This window comes from Sulfuricurvum sp. (assembly GCF_028713855.1).
Classification (GTDB): Bacteria; Campylobacterota; Campylobacteria; order Campylobacterales; family Sulfurimonadaceae; genus Sulfuricurvum.
In genome coordinates this window covers 234,260-250,369 of record NZ_JAQTNN010000001.1, presented here as the reverse complement: position 1 = coordinate 250,369, position 16,110 = coordinate 234,260, and the positions used below count along the sequence as shown (strand labels likewise).

Genomic DNA, 16,110 nt, shown 5'->3' with positions numbered 1-16,110 from the left:
GCTATCCGTGGAAGAACTGTTAATTGGGTGGCTTAGAGAATACGGCTACATCGTCCTCTTTTTTTGGAGTATCTTAGAAGGGGAAATGGGGCTTATTATGGCCGGAATCTTTTCTCATATGGGGGATATGTCTTTGCCAATCTCAATAGCGGTCGGTGGATTTGGCGGATTTATCGGAGATCAAATCTATTTCTACATCGGGCGATTCAACAAACGATATATCCATAACAAACTCCGTTCCCAACGTCGTAAATTTGCTATTGCCCATCTGTTACTCAAAAAATACGGCTGGCCGGTAATCTTTGTCCAGCGCTATATGTACGGGATGCGTACCGTTATCCCGATGGCGATCGGTCTAACACAATACTCAAGCCGCCAATTTGCCATTATCAACTTTATCAGTGCTATTTTTTGGGCCAGTATTACCATAATTCCCGCTTATTATTACGGTGCAGAAATTTTGAATATCCTCAGATGGGTCAAAGGGCACTGGTTTTTTGCCATCCCAATGATCGGACTCCTTGTTTGGGGAATCATCTACAATATGAACCGACTTGAAAAAAATCTTTTGGAGAAACGCCGTGAACGTCAAACTATATAATCAACCACTTGAAAAAATCGGAGCCGAACTTACGTTGGAATTTGTCGATGCCAAAACGTTTGAAACCCACCCTCACCACGCCCTTTTAACCCAAGCAGGATTCAAAGCGGAGCAAGAACAACTCTGTGCTTTGCATGAGCACCGTTTGCTCGTATGCGGTATCGACAAAGAGATGAGCGATGAGCTTTATCGATCCGCAATGGCAACGGCGGTCAAAAGTGCAATGAGCTATGCGTACACTTCTCTCAAATGTTCGCAATACACCCCTGAACGCTTCCGTGCGTTAATCGAAGGGGTCGTTTTGGGAAGCTATAAATTTGAAAGCTACAAATCAGAACCGAAACCCTCTAAACTGACCGAAGTAATCTTTTCAAATGAAAACAATGATGGATCATCCAATGCGATCGATACATTAGAAACTATTTTAACTCAAACCCTCGTCATTGCTAAAGCAACCAATTTTGTCCGCAGTTTGGTTAATCAAACTCCCGATGATATGACACCGAAGCAAATGGCTATTACCGCCGATATTCTGGCTCAAAGCAATAACCTCGAATGTACTATCCTCGATGTAAACGGTCTTGAAGACGAAAAAATGTTTGCTATGCTCTCCGTCGGACGCGGTTCAGCCCACCCTCCCCGCCTGATTCATCTCGCTTACAAACCCGAAAATCCGAAACGGGTAATCACTCTCGTAGGCAAAGGGCTCACGTATGACAGCGGCGGGCTTAGTCTCAAAGCAGCAACATCGATGGTAACAATGAAAATGGATAAAGCCGGTGGATGTGCCGTTATGGGAATTATCAAAGCGGTCAGCGAGCTGAAACTTGATATCGAAGTGCACGCATTTATCGGAGCAGTCGAAAACATGATCAGCGGCAATGCCTACAAACCTGATGATGTTCTCCGTGCTAAAAACGGAAAAACGATTGAAGTGCGCAACACCGATGCCGAAGGACGTCTCGTCCTCGCCGATGTACTCGGATATGCGCAAGAGAATGTCAAAGCAGACTTCCTTTTCGACTATGCTACCCTCACCGGTGCATGTATGGTTGCACTTGGACCCTATACCACAGGCGTTATGGGACACAATGAAGCCCTCAAACAGGAGTGGATTGAAGCAGGAGCCGCTTCAGGAGAATACTGCGGTATGCTCCCGTTCAACCGCCATCTTAAAAAACTGATTAAAAGCGACCTCGCCGATGTGTGTAATGTCTCTAGCAAACCTTACGGGGGTGCAATTACAGCCGCCCTCTTCCTCGATAATTTCATCGATGAAGATATGAAAGAAAAATGGGTCCATTTTGATATCGCAGGCTCAGCCTATACCGAAAGCGCGTGGGATGTCCACACTTACGGCGGTACAGGTGCAGGTGTTCGAATGACGCTTAACTGGCTCATGGAGCATTGCAAATAAATCCCCCGTTCGTGGTGAGCCAGTCGAACCATGAACGTTTCACCCTTCGACTCGCGCAGGGCGAACGGAGACAAAACATCTTCCCTCTCCCCTCAGTCCCCACTCAACAACCCTACTGTATAATTGTGCCAATACTTTACGCATCGAAACACTATTAAGGAAACACTCAATGGGCTTATCAATCGGACTCGTAGGACTACCAAACGTCGGCAAATCGACCACCTTTAATGCACTCACCAAAGCACAAAACGCCGAAGCGGCGAACTATCCGTTCTGTACGATCGAACCGAACAAAGCAACCGTTCCGGTTCCTGACATCCGTTTGAATGAACTCGCTAAAATCGTTAATCCTGAGCGTATCCAATACTCAACCCTCGATTTCGTCGACATCGCCGGTCTCGTCAAGGGAGCAAGTAAAGGTGAAGGGTTGGGGAATAAATTCCTCTCGAATATCCGTGAAACCGAAGTAATCTTGCAAATCGTCCGTTGTTTTGAAGATGATAATATCGTTCACACCGAGGGACGTATCGATCCGTTACTTGACGTCGAGATCATCGAAAACGAACTGATCTTTGCTGATATCGAAGTGTTGACTAACCGTATCGAACGACTTAAAAAACAGGCGAAAAACGATAAAGATTCTGCTGTTATGGCAGAATTTGCCGAAGAGTTGGCAGAATTTTTGGCGGAGGGGAACCTCGCTCGTAACTTTCCGAAAGCTAATAGCGAAATGTATGAAAAACTAATGAGCGAAACTCGACTTCTTAGTGCCAAAGAGATCATGTACGGAGCGAACGTCGACGAAGATAGTCTGACCGAAGACAACGAGTTTGTTCAACGTCTCCGTGAACATGCTGCAAAACACGGCTGTGAAGTGATCAAACTTTGTGCAAAAATCGAAGAAGAACTTGTCGGTATGGAAGATGATGAGCGTGATGAATTCCTACGTGATATGGGTGTCGAAGAATCAGGGCTAGAGCAAATAATCCGCAAAGGATTCGATAAACTCGGGCTCATGAGCTATTTCACCGCCGGAGTCAAAGAAGTTCGCGCTTGGACGATTCACAAAAACACTACAGCACCTAAAGCGGCAGCCGTTATCCATAACGACTTCGAAAAAGGGTTTATCCGCGCCGAAGTTATCGGTTATGAGGACTTCGTCGCCTGCGGCGGCGAAGCCAAATCCAAAGAAGCCGGAAAAATGCGTTTGGAAGGTAAAGAATATATTGTGGCTGATGGTGATATCATGCACTTCAGATTTAATGTATAATAATTAAAATTGATGCCTCATATTTTGAGGCATAATGCGCCAAGGAGTAATTTATGCCTCTTCAATACGCCGGTCCAAAACCTCTCATCTCTGCACACGGTATTACGTTCGATCTCAACAAAGAAGATAAATTTGCCTATCTCAGTGTCGTTGCAGAACTGATTCAAGCACTTGACCATAACTATCAATCAGATGAGCGATATACCTATCTTACTATGGCCGATCCGTTAAAAACGGATACGATATTCGATCTTATTAAGAGTAAAGATTCTACCCTCCTCTCTCAGATCGAAGAACGACGATTAATCACTGAGAATGAGATTGCCGATGAATTAAGCAGGGCTCATGAGAACAAAGTTCTGTGCGAAGAAGAGCGTGATGTTCTAGTGCGTAATATTGAATTGCTACGCAATTATCAAATTAGCCGTTCTATCAATAAAACGGTCTATTACTCCGGAATCAATGTCATAGCTAATGAAATCAAACAAGGACATATCGATTATGTCACAGCTCCAATGTTTCCAAAATTTTTCCACGTTTTTCATTCTGTACAAGGTGCTTTGAGTAAACTGCATCCACCCGTCGATAGTACTATTGAAATACGTGAGCACGAGGGGCATTTGCAAGTACGTTTGGATATTATTTCGAAGCATTAATCCTTGCAATTGTCTGTGCAAAGCGGACATTATGCCCAGTCGAGATTCCAAGTTCCAGCATCTCTTTTTCACACAACATTACAATAGTCGATCCCATACGGAAACATCCAAAATCATCGCCTTTGCTCAAATAAAGGTCTTTATAACTGTATTGGCTCGGAGTGAGGACACCGTTAGTTCGTATACGGGGTTCAAAACTCACTTCCATCTCGCCCACATTGAGCGCTCCTACGAGAATCAGGAAAAATCGTTTTCCATCACTGCTTAAACACTCTAACACCACCCTCTCATTTTCGATAAAAAGATTGACCTGTTTTTTAAGCGATGGGATATTAACCGGATAAAGTTTTCCGGGGATATGAACCGTACGAAGAACCTGCATATCGATCGGAGCATGATAACGGTGATAATCACGCGGAGAGAGATAGAAATTGACAAAAGTTCCGTTGTAAACACTTTTTTTTGACTCGGGCGAAATCCAATCACCTAACACGCCATCAATACTGTATCGCATCCCTTTGATTTGCAATGCCAAATCATCTTCGATAGTTCCGCATTCGGTGATAAGCGAATCGCAAGGACTGATCATATCAAGCGGATCATGTGAGAAAGAACGTTTATGCCGAAATTTTCGGGTAAAAAGGGCATTAAGGCTAGGATAGGTTTCGGGTAACTCAAAATCAGACATATCCAGTCCCATCGCTTTGACATAAGCATGGTTGATAGCTGTCTGGAACCTTTTCCTATGCTCTTTGGACGCGAAACGTCCAAACGTTTGGGACAATGCCGAGGTAAAATGTTGCTTCATGATTACTCCTGAGTTTCATCGGTTTGGATTGGGCGTTTGGCGATCTCTTCGATCAATACGGTGGCATAGCACCCTTTTGGAAGGGTAAAATGGAGTTCGAACCAGGCTTCGTTCTCTTTGTACTCCCCCTCGATCTCTTCAGGAAAAATCCATCCGTAACGGCGTGCTCCATCGATACCGCTGGTAATCGTGTCGTACTCTTTTTCGACGCTCTCTGCTAAACCGACGGCACGTGTTGCACGTTTACCGCTGAGAAGTCCGCTGACCGAGATATCACGTTTAGCAAATCGTTCTACTTCCTCGCTGCTCTCATAATGAAACAGTTTTCCGTAAGGATAATGCATCATTACATCACCGTGTAACAACTTAAACGGATGTTTTTGAGCTTTCATAGCTTCAAGTTCTTCTTTGGGAAAAGGCAAAATTCTAGTCAACTCATCAATTCCAAATCCCTCAACGAGTTTGGATATCTCGATACGGCGGCTCAACCAGTCGTTAAATAGATAGCTCTGATACGCATTAATGTAAAATTGAGACAATTTTTTATTGCGTTCTTTAAGCGTACCTGCCAAAATCGCCTCTCCTTTTTTATAATTCTCCCCGTCCAATCCGAAACGCTGAAACCCGAAATAGTTAGGCATCCCCTGCTTTTTAATCATTTTAAGGGCTTCTTGAATTTTCATTGCCGCTGTCGGATTAACTTTTTTAAGACGGATAAAAAAGCGGTTCCCTTTGAGATGACCGATCCGAATTTTGTTGTTATGGTAGGTTTTTTCGAGGATTTTGATCCCTTCGTGCTCAAAACTTTCCAACACCCCCTCAAATTTGCGCGGAAGTGAAATATACTGCTTCGTTTGAGCATTTTTATCTTTTAAACCTGCGTATCCGATATCACGCCCTTTGATTCCCAAATGGTTACTGAAAATATCGATCATTTGCCAGGTAGAAAGATTTTTTTTACGGACGTGGAGAACCAAATGTTCCCCCTCTCCGCTAAAAGGATAAAGAGGTATCTCATCTACGACGAAATCACGCGGTGATTGACGAAAATGAAATTCGATGACGCTGTGAGGCAGATAGTATTGACGTTCCATGAAACTCCTAAAAATGATGTGCTTTACAGCGATTGATATAACTTCCGCGTACAGCGCAAGCCACTGGGGTAATAGCCGTTCGAGTACGCGCCGCAACACGGCGTAACGTTTGCAGTCTGCGAGGAGAAAAAGCGATCAGCATCTCATATTCTTCCCCGCTGCATCCTATTTTTTTAGGAACTTTTTTTGTAAATCGAATTCCCATCCGATTGGCACTGCAAAGTTTCCCGATATCGCTGAACAGACCGTCTGAAATATCCATTCCGCATCGTAAATAGCGACGTGATTGTGAAACAAAAGTTTGACGTAGCACAGGAGCTGCAAAACGGCTTTTGGTATGTGTTTTGCCCCCCGAAAGCAAATACTTCAGCTCTTTTGCCGATTTCCCTATCGTCCCGGTATGGGCAATTATGTCACCTTTCTTTAACCCACGGCGCAAAAGCGGATTGCTTGTTTGGGAAATAACCGTAATCGACAAATCCAGCTTGCTGTTACCGATCGTATCCCCTCCGATGATTTCAATACCGTATTCTGAAGCAGCAGCTTGCAACCCACATGAAAGCTCATCCATCTGATGTAGGCTCATCGAACGCGGCATCGCTACTCCGAGTAAAGCATATTTAGGAGTCGCATTCATCGCAATAGCATCGGAAATATTCACGATCATTGCCTTATATCCGATCTGATACGGTGTCAACCATCGACGTTTAAAATGAACATTTTCAAAAAAAACATCTTTACTGTAAACCCACTCACCGATGCATGCCCCATCATCTCCTATGTGCTTGCGAGAAGAACGAAAGGTAGAAATAAAATAGTTTTCAACATTCACGCCGGCGGATCCACCTGTTTAAATAAAATGTTCTTATTATAAACGAAATCAGATTATGAAACCGTTAAACACTATTATATTGACACCGATATGGTAAAATGTATTTAATTGATTTATATAAAAGGGAGGGGAGATTATCATGATTTCAATTCGAAAAGTTTTTTTTAATCTCAAAGTTGTCTTGATGATCCTAGGTATTGGTGTTGCGGTACTGGGTGTACAACTCTTCCATATTTCACAATACAGCGAACGCTTGGGCGCGTTAAAAAATCAGCATCTATTAATCGATAAAATTATCAACACGGATTTAAGTGATCAAAAAATGGCCGCTATTTTGATCAACGGTGCGGTATCAGAGATCAACCTCTCAGTGAAACTCTCCGGACAGGAAGCCCTTCTGGATGTGTTCGTTAGATCAAACGAAGAACAAGCTTCTCTACTTCGTTCACTAGAAATATCCTCAGCAGCATTTCGTGACACTGCCTTAATATGGGGTGAATCTCTTAGCACTTCACGAGCCTCTGAAAACACTCGCATGATGAATGCACGAGGAGCATTTTTAGCTGATATCGACCGCATGATGGATTACCAGATTCATGTTATTAATGAATCTATAGCCACTGCAAAAATGACCGCTATCATATTATTTTTTTCCACTTTAGTCATATTCTTTCTTTACCGCTATCGTCTCAATCAGATTTATCGAGATATTGATCAAGCATGCTCAATCGATACAGACGGTTCAAAAAAAGAGGCTGCAACGCAAGAAGTTGACTTTATCCTTAAACGGCTATTACGACGATCTTTCCAAAATTCACTTAACCCAACACTGATTCATCCATTGAGCGGGCTTAACAATGCAAAAGGACTTACCGCCCTTTTTAACGCAAAAAAAGCAGGAAAGGGAGGGAATATGGTTTTTCTAGCCCTTTTTGAAATTGACCAGTACGAATTAATTATCAGTACCTTTGCTAAAGAGGATATAGAAAACCTATTTAAAAAGCTCGGAGATATGATTTCTCTTTATGAACAACCACTTGACGTTATTGCGCACATGGAAGATGACCGAATCGCTTTCCTCCTCTCCCGAAACAGCAAACAACTTGCTTTGCAAGAGTGTGAAACAATCGTTCAATCTGTCCAAGAATCCAGTTTTAATGCGGAACTGGGACCGATTAAAATCACGCTAAGTGCCGGTTTTTTACTCAAACCTCCTTCAAAATCTATCGATGAAACAGTGGAAGATGCTGCTAAATTGATTGAAAAAGCCAAAGAAAATGGTGGTAATCGCGTCGCTCAAATACGATGATGTTCTAATTCTATTCGCTATGTCCTACCTTAAAGTGTAACTTTTCCACTCATTATGTGTGGAATAAATCTCCATATTGTTACTATTTTGGACAACAAACCACACTTTCATCCCCTATCCTGTTCTATAATCCTTTTTAATCTTGGACAAGGAGCGGCACGCTATAATCATCCACAGATTTTATGAACAAGGAAGGCGTATGAGTATTCCCATTTATACTTATGATGCGGTTATTGTCGGAGCTGGTTTAGCCGGATGTGCCGCAGCTCGCGAGTTGCAAAAAGCCGGTAAGAGAGTTGCCGTCGTCACAAAACTACACCCATTGCGCAGTCACTCAGGTGCTGCTCAAGGTGGAATTAATGCTGCGTTCAGTGACGCAGACAGCGTTGAGCTTCATGAGTTCGATACCGTAAAAGGTTCAGACTACCTTGCCGACCAAGACGTAGTACAGTTTATGTGTGAAAAAGCACCGGAAACGATCCGTTGGGTTGAGCGTATGGGTGCGGCATTCAGCCGTAACGAAGACGGAACCATTGCCCAACGCCCATTCGGCGGACAATCTTCACCACGTGCTTGTTTTGCAAAAGACCGTACAGGGCTTACCCTCCTTCAAACCATCTATGAACAAGCATTCCGTGAGGGCGTTGAGTTTTGGGATGAGTGGTATGTTGCCGATTTGTTATATAACGACGGAAAAGTGTACGGTGTCAGTGCCTATAACATCCGTAACAGCGAAAAAGCGATTTTCAATGCGAAAGCGGTTATGTTCGCAACCGGCGGATATGCTCGTGCCTTTAAAATCAATTCCAATGCTCACGCAAACACCGGTGACGGTCTTTCACTCGTAGCGCGTCACGGTCTTCCTCTCGAAGATATGGAATTCGTACAATTTCATCCGTCAGGACTTTCCGGAAACGGTGTTTTGATCTCTGAAGCGGCTCGCGGTGAGGGTGGTAAACTCCTTAACTCACTGGGTGAGCGTTTTATGGAAAAATACGCACCCAACGCAATGGAACTCGCATCTCGCGACGTTGTTGCCCGTGCAATCATCCAAGAGATTCGTGAAGGACGCGGTGTCGGTCCACGTAAAGACGCCGTATTCATCGATCTTGTCCATTTGGGCAAAGAGAAAATCATGGAACGTCTGCCGGAACTTCGCGATCTTGCGATCACCTTCCTCGGTCTTGACATGATTAAAGAGCCGATTTTGATCTCGGCAACCGCTCACTACTCGATGGGCGGTATTCCGATGGATAAACACGGTCACGTTCGTAAAAACAACTCTGAATTCGTCGAAGGGTTCTACGCAGCCGGCGAGTGTTCATGTTCATCCGTTCACGGTGCAAACCGCCTCGGTGCAAACTCAGTACTTGAAGCATTGTTATTCGGACGATTTGTCGGTAAAACAATGGTAGATGAAGTGGATGGCATTGCATTGCATCCTGCTACTGAAGCGGACGCCGAACGTATGATCAATGAAATGAATTGGGTTCTGACCAACAATGGCCAAGAATCAGTCTCTGTACTTCGTAACGAGCTTCAGCAGTCAATGACTGACAATGCGGGTGTTTTCCGCAGCGCTGAAACATTGATTGCTCAAATGGAAATTCTAAAAGATTTACGTAACCGCTACCAACATATCCGTATTGCCGATAAATCAAAAATCTTCAATACCGAGCTTCAAGAAGCGATCGAATTCGGTCATATGCTTGATTACTCACTATTTATCGTTGCAAGTGCATTGGATCGTAAAGAGAGCCGTGGAGCTCATTTCCGTGAGGATTTCCCGACACGTGATGATGAGCAGTTCTTGAAACACACGATGGCATACATGGATGAAACCGGTAATGTCACGCTTGATTACATGGATGTAACCCTCGGTCGCCATGAACTCAAAGCACGATCATATTAAGGGAGACTCACATGGATACGATAAAATCGCAACAAGTAACATTTAAAGTTTTCCGTTTCAACGAAGAGACCGATTACCTTCCTTACTATAACACCTACGTTTTGGATGTAACCCACGAAGAGGTGGTTCTAGACATCCTAAACCGCATCAAATGGGATCACGACGGAAGCCTTTCCTATCGTCGCAGCTGCCGTCACGGTATCTGCGGTGTGTGCTCGATCAAAGTAAACGGTAAAGGTATTTTGGCCTGTAAATCACGTCTTTTTGATTTGATTAACGTTTTCGGCAGTGAACTGGTTATTGAACCGCTTAGTACGAAAAGGGTTGTTAAAGACCTCATTATTGATAAAAAAGACTTCTGGGATAAACACGCATCGATTAAACCATATCTCGTCAGCGATATCGAAGAACACCCTGCGTCGGAGCATCTCGTCAGTCCACATGATGCTGAAAAACTTCTCGAAGCCGACTACTGCATCCAATGCGGTGCATGTCACTACTCATGTCCGGCATTGGCGATCAATGAAGAGTTTATCGGACCGGCTGCTTTTGCAGCGGCATACCGTTTCAGCGCCGATGTTCGTGATGAGGCTTCGTTAGAGCGCTTGCACATTGTCAATGAAGAAACTCAAGGGGTTTGGGATTGTGTCAAATGTATGGAGTGTGCGCAAGTATGTCCGAAAGAAGTCAACCCGATCGAAAAAATTACCAAACTTCATAATATGGTATTTGAAGCCAACATTGCTAAAAACAATGTCGCTACCCGCCATGCCGTCGGTTTTGCCCACTCGATCGAAAAACACGGTTTGCTCGATGAGGGTGAACTGGTACGTTACTCTGAAGGCAATTTCGGCGTAATGAAACATATCCCTGAAGCGATCGCCATGTTTAAAAACGGCAAAATCGTTATGCCGTGGAATATGCCGAAATCAAAAAATCTGGATGAAATCAAAAAATTGATTAAATCTTCATCCACTGTGAAATTTTAGGAGCTGATTATGGAAAAACTAAAATACGCCCTCTACACCGGATGTACGGCGCGTGAAAGTACGCCGGAGCTTCTAAAATCGACAATGGCAATTGCCGACAAGCTCGGAATCGAGTTGGTATTATTAGACGAAGCAAGCTGCTGCGGTGCATCTCACCTCCAAGATTACGATGATTTTTTATCCCTCGTACTCAATGCACGTAACATCTGCTATGCGGAAAAACTGGGTCTTACAATGGTTACCATCTGTAATACCTGCCAGCTCAACACAGCAATGACCAAACACCGTCTCGATACCAATCCGGAGTTAAAAGTGAAAGTAAACGCTAAACTCGCAGAAGTTGGCTTGGAGTATAAAGGGACATCCGAAGTGACCCACTTCCTATATGCCCTTATCCAAGATTACGGTTTGGAAAAATTGGCGGCTAACGTGAAAGTACCACTCAGCCAATTCAATATCGCTCCGTTCTACGGATGCCACAACATTCGCCCTTCAGAGCTTCAAAATCTCAGTAACGGCGGAGAAAACCCTTACAATCCGACTTCACTCGATGATCTTATCATTGCGTGCGGCGGTGTCAATGTTAATTACGAAGAGAAAAACAAATGCTGCGGCTTCCATGCCGAACTTCAGTCACCGCGTACCGCAGCGATCTTAACCGGTAATGCAATTGCAGGGGCTATGGATGCCAATGCGGACTGGATGGTTACACCGTGTCCGTTGTGTCATCTCAAACTCGACGTTCAAAATCACGGTGCTTCTAAAGCACTCGGTCGTGAAGTACACCTTCCTGTATTGCACATGCCTCAAATGGTCGGTCTTGCACTCGGATGCACTCCTGTAGAGCTAGGACTTAACCACCACGTTACCAAAGTCAATTTCGTTTAATATTCTTTCCCCTTGGGGAAAGGACCACTTTCCTTCTTTTCTTTATATTTCCGCTTCCTCTGTACTCGTTTTAATACGTTTTTCACTGTATCTTAGCTAAAATTTTATCACCTGATAAGCGGATCAAAGGCAGATATATGATCGACTCAGTATGTAGTATTTCTTGCAACACCATACAACCAACCTCTTTAGTCACAGTGGACTTTCAAATAAAAGATAAGACATTTAACATTTATTTTAAAAATGATGAGAGCAATCTTCTTTCCGGTAATACAGAAGCTTTTATAGCTTGCGCACTTTTACCCAGCATGAAAATGGGTGGAGGGAAAATATCTACCAATGGCAAAATCACTACCAAATTTATCTCAGGATTATCCACGATTCAAGATATTTACTGCGTTTGGGAGCCTTCTTTTAAGAACATTGAAGTCGTAGGTTCAACATATCAAACAACTGTTTCTTTCACACAAAAGAGAGTTGGTGCCTTTTTCACCGGAGGCGTCGATTCTTTTTATACTTTTTTAAAGCATCAAGAGGAGATAACCGACTTGATCTTTGTACATGGCTTGGATATTCAGCTCGAGGATACCGTACTAAGAAATAAAACATCAGAGATGATCCGTAAAGTCGCTAATGAATTTGGTAAAAATGTTATTGAAATTGAAACGAATATCCGTGAACTCCTTAATTTCTATGTAGATTGGGGAAAGCTCGGACATGGACCTGCCCTTGCAGCAATAGGGCATCTTCTATCTCCAACGTTACACCGAATTTATATACCCTCAAGCTTCACCTATAAAAATTTATTTCCTTGGGGATCACATCCTATTTTAGACCCGTTATGGAGTTCGGATAGTCTTGAATTTATCCACGATGGTTGTGAAGCGACACGAGTGAAGAAAGTTGCACTTATTGCAAAATATGACATTGCTATGAACAGCCTACGGGTATGCTGGAGCAATCCTGAAAGCAGCTTTAACTGCGGGCGATGCGAAAAATGTATCCGGACAATGATCAATCTTAAAATAAATAATGCACTAAGTCGATGTACTACATTTACTGAAGCGTTAGATATTAAACAAATTGTAAAAATAGTTGCGCATGATGTGGGTACACGTGCTTTTATACAAGAAAATCTGGATGAGCTCGAAAAAAATCAAACTGATAATGAACTAAAAAAAGCTTTGATTTATGTTCTAAACAAACCAGAAATGCCCTATCTAAAACGTTTTAGACGGAGGATAAGGGGTGCTGTCAAAGAATGGATTGCCTCTTTATTTCAAAAAAACTTACAGAAGGTCTGTTTGTGAAAGCCAAAACACTTGCCAATATTTTTTATCAATGGGAAGGAGATATTTTAGTGCTCAATATTTTGGGAACTCCAAGTGCCAAACGAGATGCTATAGGAAAAGTTAAAGGGAATCAGCTCAAAGTAAGCGTGACCGCAGCACCCGTAGCGGGAAAAGCAACCGATCATATGGTCCGCTTTTTAGCAAAAGAGTTCGGCGTATCCCCCTCGGATTTTGAAGTGGTATACGGACGGATGAATATCAACAAACAGCTTCGGATTAAAGCCCCTAAACAACTTCCGTCATCGATAGAGTTTTTATCTTAACTCTGTTTATTTACACATTAATACCAAGTTACTGTTTTGGTCGAAATGCCTTGATAATCTCTTCATTACACTCTAAATACGGTCCCTCAATCAGATCAATGCAATACGGTACAGCCGGAAACACCGCATCCAGACACTCACGGATCGATTTAGGTTTACCGGGAAGATTAATAATAAGACTTTTACCACGAATACCGGCAGTTTGACGAGATAGAATCGCGGTAGGGACGTATTTAAGGCTAACCTGACGCATTAATTCACCGAATCCCGGCATCATCTTCTCACACACATTTTCGGTTGCTTCAGGGGTAACATCACGCTTTGCAGGACCTGTCCCACCGGTAGTGACCACAAGACAGCACCCCTCAACATCGCACAACTCCATCATCGTCTCTTCTATCGTGTATTGATCATCGGGGATACAGCGATACACAATCTCATGTTCCGATTTTAGATAGTCTTTCATAGTGTCTTGAATGGCAACACCAGAGATATCTTCATAAATTCCTGCACTGGCACGGTCTGAAGCGGTAATAACACCTATTTTGATCATTGTTTTTCTCCTGTTTTTATTTCATCTAAGTTAGTGTGGAAATTTTGGTTTAGGCAGTAATAGTCATTCAAAAACTCCATAAAATCTTGGAAATGAATATTTAATCTCGCCTATACTATTTTCCGATACTAAAGTGTTAGTCCCATTCGGAAGTGAGGCTTTAGCCTCGCTATTGTTTATCTCATCTATTTTCAACGGATTATTTTTAATATATTCATACACCACTGAAAAATGTTTTTCATCTCTGATTGCCTTATCGTAATAATCATCAGCCCAGAATCTACCATTTTTACCTAAAATCTCATTAATTTTTTTAGCACTTGTACCTTTAATCTTCTGCATAACCTTACTCAAATTTTCCAATGGTTTAAAAAGAATATGCACATGATTATTCATAATACAAAATGCAACAAGCTCATACAGCCTTTTATCATTACTGATTAGAAAGTCAAATAAATATTTCAAAACATCATCTTTAAGGTAAGCTCCTTTGATAGATATATCCAAATATTCATCGATCTTTTGTTGTTTTTCTTTATTGCTCATAGCGGGACTAAAGTCCCACTTCCGCACAAATTCATCAACACTCTCAAATGTTCTAAATGTCACAAACTGATAATACCCTTTCAAATCAATATGTGGCAAATGAGTAAATTTTCTCGGAAGTGGGGTTTTAACCCCGCCTACTACATGACTTTCCGACATTGAAGTGTCAGTTCCAATTGTATGTGAGACTTCAGTCCCGCCTATATTGTTGTCACTTCGGAGGTGGAACTTTAGTCCCGCATAAGCTTCCTCTTGCATCTCTTTTTGCGAGGCTAAAGCCTCACTTCCGTTTTTCATCATTGCCTATTTTCTCGTATCTTTTCTAACTGCTGTCAAAAATTGATAATATAAATATCCTAAAGACACCTTATTTAATACCATAATTATGTATGAATTATTAAAATCATTGATACTTGATAAAATATTAATGTATTTAAAAATGCACTCAAATTGAATTTTATTGAGAATTATTAAATCATTTCCAAGAGATAAATTCGTACAAATACTAATTATGAAGATCCAAAATAATGATAAAAACCAATTAGTTGAATAATTAGAACTGAGCCAATGAAAAAATGACACAATACCGTCAAGTAACGAGTGTTTCCAAATATCATTTCTATATCTTGCTAGTTCTAATGTATGATAATAATTTGCTTCTATTTTATTACCAATCTTTTCGAAATTATATTTGATAATACGATATGTTTCCCGTGATGTATTTTTTCTGGATTCTTTACTTTCAAGCCCATTTATTCCAAAAAAATTAATCTCTTTATCGCCGCTCGTATAATCTAAATTCAATCCTTTATTAAATATTGAGCCTCTAAATGAGACAAACTTTTCAAATATAATGTATTCAAATTTAGCTTTTGTATTAAAAATACACTTGTCAAATAATGCAAAGCCTTTATAGGTTATTTCACTTAAATCAAACTCTTCTTGAAAAGTAACCTCATTAAATTCTGACAATACTTCAAAATCAACATTTTTGATTGCTATGATATTTATTTTAGTCTTATAAATTGTAAAGTCTCTTTTAAAGGTAGAGTCTATAATCGTCATTTCATTAATTTCACAATTATTTAGCTCAATTTTATTAATTTCGTTATCCAAAATTTCTGTTTTTACCAACTGTAACATCTTTATGGAAGTTAAATTTAAATCAATATGGATAATTGTAATATCATTTAACAAACTAATTTGTTCAAATTCACAATTTTGAAAATTTCTAGCTAACAAATGAATATGATAGATCTTTGAATTTTCTATATAAACGTTTAGCTTACACTCATTAAAGAGTATATGCCAATCTAAGTTAACATTTTCATTCCAAAACTTTATATGACATTTGTCAAAGATAAAGCTTACGAAATATGTACTGTTTATTTTCTCTATTTCAGAATATATATTTTTAATTTCATCATTGATAGAAATAAAAGAATCAAAATTAGTATTTGAACAAATAATATCAATTTTTTTGAAAGTAGAATCTATAGTTGGAAACTGATGAGCATTTAGCGGTACTTGATCAAATATATTTATATCAAAATTCAATTTTGAACAATTAGATTGTTTTTGAATTATTTCAATGACTTCATTTTTCAGATTTTCATCCAT

16 protein-coding genes are annotated in these 16,110 nt (G+C 41.2%); 10 read left to right on the top strand and 6 right to left on the bottom strand.

Translation table 11 applies throughout. The annotated features are described in order from the left end of the window. Nucleotides 1–7: 7 nt before the first annotated feature. From PHI47_RS01205 to PHI47_RS01190, 4 genes are all read left to right on the top strand, one after another. Entirely contained in the window at nt 8–601 is a 594-nt protein-coding gene (locus PHI47_RS01205; RefSeq protein ID WP_299932756.1) for a DedA family protein, read from the top strand. After that, complete coding sequence (locus tag PHI47_RS01200) at nt 582–2,018, top strand: leucyl aminopeptidase (RefSeq protein WP_299932753.1); 1,437 nt, start codon at nt 582–584, stop codon at nt 2,016–2,018. Before PHI47_RS01205 ends, PHI47_RS01200 begins: the two co-directional genes overlap by 20 nt. A gap of 169 nt (nt 2,019–2,187) precedes the next feature. Beyond that, a complete protein-coding gene (gene ychF / locus PHI47_RS01195; protein WP_299932750.1) occupies nt 2,188–3,288 on the top strand; it encodes a redox-regulated ATPase YchF in 1,101 nt (366 codons plus the stop codon). A 53-nt stretch (nt 3,289–3,341) separates the two neighbouring features. After that, a complete protein-coding gene (locus PHI47_RS01190; protein WP_299932746.1) occupies nt 3,342–3,944 on the top strand; it encodes a hypothetical protein in 603 nt (200 codons plus the stop codon). Here PHI47_RS01190 and PHI47_RS01185 read toward each other — a convergent pair. From PHI47_RS01185 to PHI47_RS01175, 3 genes are read right to left on the bottom strand one after another with little or no spacing between them, the layout of a single operon-like run. After that, nucleotides 3,928–4,752, bottom strand: a complete 825-nt coding sequence (locus PHI47_RS01185) for a phosphatidylserine decarboxylase (protein WP_299932743.1) — start codon at nt 4,750–4,752, stop codon at nt 3,928–3,930. The two genes, PHI47_RS01190 and PHI47_RS01185, sit on opposite strands and share 17 nt — an antisense overlap. Before the next feature lie 2 nt (nt 4,753–4,754). Continuing rightward, entirely contained in the window at nt 4,755–5,846 is a 1,092-nt protein-coding gene (gene truD, locus PHI47_RS01180) for a tRNA pseudouridine(13) synthase TruD (protein WP_299932740.1), read from the bottom strand. Between the two features lie 7 nt (nt 5,847–5,853). After that, nucleotides 5,854–6,678, bottom strand: a complete 825-nt coding sequence (locus PHI47_RS01175; protein ID WP_299932737.1) for a thiamine-phosphate kinase — start codon at nt 6,676–6,678, stop codon at nt 5,854–5,856. 139 nt (nt 6,679–6,817) lie between these two features. On the opposite strand from PHI47_RS01175, the gene PHI47_RS01170 reads away from it, so the two are divergent. The 6 genes from PHI47_RS01170 to PHI47_RS01145 all read left to right on the top strand — a co-directional run bounded on the left by PHI47_RS01170 (nt 6,818) and on the right by PHI47_RS01145 (nt 13,391). Further along, on the top strand, nt 6,818–7,987 hold the full coding sequence (locus tag PHI47_RS01170) for a diguanylate cyclase (RefSeq protein ID WP_299932734.1): 1,170 nt from the start codon (nt 6,818–6,820) through the stop codon (nt 7,985–7,987). Between the two features lie 199 nt (nt 7,988–8,186). After that, nucleotides 8,187–9,899, top strand: coding sequence for a succinate dehydrogenase flavoprotein subunit (sdhA, locus tag PHI47_RS01165; protein ID WP_299932731.1), 1,713 nt, complete (start codon nt 8,187–8,189; stop codon nt 9,897–9,899). Between the two features lie 11 nt (nt 9,900–9,910). After that, nucleotides 9,911–10,888, top strand: coding sequence for a succinate dehydrogenase/fumarate reductase iron-sulfur subunit (gene sdhB, locus PHI47_RS01160; protein WP_299932728.1), 978 nt, complete (start codon nt 9,911–9,913; stop codon nt 10,886–10,888). 9 nt (nt 10,889–10,897) lie between these two features. Then, a complete protein-coding gene (locus PHI47_RS01155) occupies nt 10,898–11,776 on the top strand; it encodes a CoB--CoM heterodisulfide reductase iron-sulfur subunit B family protein (RefSeq protein WP_299932725.1) in 879 nt (292 codons plus the stop codon). 137 nt (nt 11,777–11,913) lie between these two features. Next, nucleotides 11,914–13,086, top strand: a complete 1,173-nt coding sequence (locus PHI47_RS01150) for a hypothetical protein (protein WP_299932722.1) — start codon at nt 11,914–11,916, stop codon at nt 13,084–13,086. Continuing rightward, nucleotides 13,083–13,391, top strand: coding sequence for a DUF167 family protein (locus PHI47_RS01145; RefSeq protein ID WP_299932719.1), 309 nt, complete (start codon nt 13,083–13,085; stop codon nt 13,389–13,391). Before PHI47_RS01150 ends, PHI47_RS01145 begins: the two co-directional genes overlap by 4 nt. 28 nt (nt 13,392–13,419) lie before the next feature. Here PHI47_RS01145 and mog read toward each other — a convergent pair whose 3' ends face one another. From mog to PHI47_RS01130, 3 genes are all read right to left on the bottom strand, one after another. Further along, nucleotides 13,420–13,944: a molybdopterin adenylyltransferase gene (mog, locus tag PHI47_RS01140; protein WP_299932716.1), complete on the bottom strand. Its 525-nt coding sequence runs from the start codon at nt 13,942–13,944 to the stop codon at nt 13,420–13,422. Nucleotides 13,945–14,007: 63 nt separating this feature from the next. Next, nucleotides 14,008–14,790, bottom strand: coding sequence for a transposase (locus PHI47_RS01135; RefSeq protein ID WP_299932713.1), 783 nt, complete (start codon nt 14,788–14,790; stop codon nt 14,008–14,010). A gap of 3 nt (nt 14,791–14,793) precedes the next feature. Continuing rightward, nucleotides 14,794–16,110 carry a hypothetical protein gene (locus PHI47_RS01130; RefSeq protein ID WP_299932710.1) on the bottom strand — a complete coding sequence of 439 codons (1,317 nt, stop codon included), beginning with the start codon at nt 16,108–16,110 and terminating at the stop codon, nt 14,794–14,796.

What these genes read in the sequence shown, in the direction of transcription:
- PHI47_RS01135 (WP_299932713.1), bottom strand. Translation starts at nt 14,790, where the DNA reads ATGATGAAAAACGGAAGTGAGGCTTTAGCCTCGCAAAAAGAGATGCAA.
- ychF (WP_299932750.1), top strand. Translation starts at nt 2,188, where the DNA reads ATGGGCTTATCAATCGGACTCGTAGGACTACCAAACGTCGGCAAATCG.
- PHI47_RS01155 (WP_299932725.1), top strand. Translation starts at nt 10,898, where the DNA reads ATGGAAAAACTAAAATACGCCCTCTACACCGGATGTACGGCGCGTGAA.
- PHI47_RS01190 (WP_299932746.1), top strand. Translation starts at nt 3,342, where the DNA reads ATGCCTCTTCAATACGCCGGTCCAAAACCTCTCATCTCTGCACACGGT.
- mog (WP_299932716.1), bottom strand. Translation starts at nt 13,944, where the DNA reads ATGATCAAAATAGGTGTTATTACCGCTTCAGACCGTGCCAGTGCAGGA.
- PHI47_RS01130 (WP_299932710.1), bottom strand. Translation starts at nt 16,110, where the DNA reads ATGGATGAAAATCTGAAAAATGAAGTCATTGAAATAATTCAAAAACAA.
- PHI47_RS01150 (WP_299932722.1), top strand. Translation starts at nt 11,914, where the DNA reads ATGATCGACTCAGTATGTAGTATTTCTTGCAACACCATACAACCAACC.
- sdhB (WP_299932728.1), top strand. Translation starts at nt 9,911, where the DNA reads ATGGATACGATAAAATCGCAACAAGTAACATTTAAAGTTTTCCGTTTC.
- sdhA (WP_299932731.1), top strand. Translation starts at nt 8,187, where the DNA reads ATGAGTATTCCCATTTATACTTATGATGCGGTTATTGTCGGAGCTGGT.
- truD (WP_299932740.1), bottom strand. Translation starts at nt 5,846, where the DNA reads ATGGAACGTCAATACTATCTGCCTCACAGCGTCATCGAATTTCATTTT.
- PHI47_RS01185 (WP_299932743.1), bottom strand. Translation starts at nt 4,752, where the DNA reads ATGAAGCAACATTTTACCTCGGCATTGTCCCAAACGTTTGGACGTTTC.
- PHI47_RS01170 (WP_299932734.1), top strand. Translation starts at nt 6,818, where the DNA reads ATGATTTCAATTCGAAAAGTTTTTTTTAATCTCAAAGTTGTCTTGATG.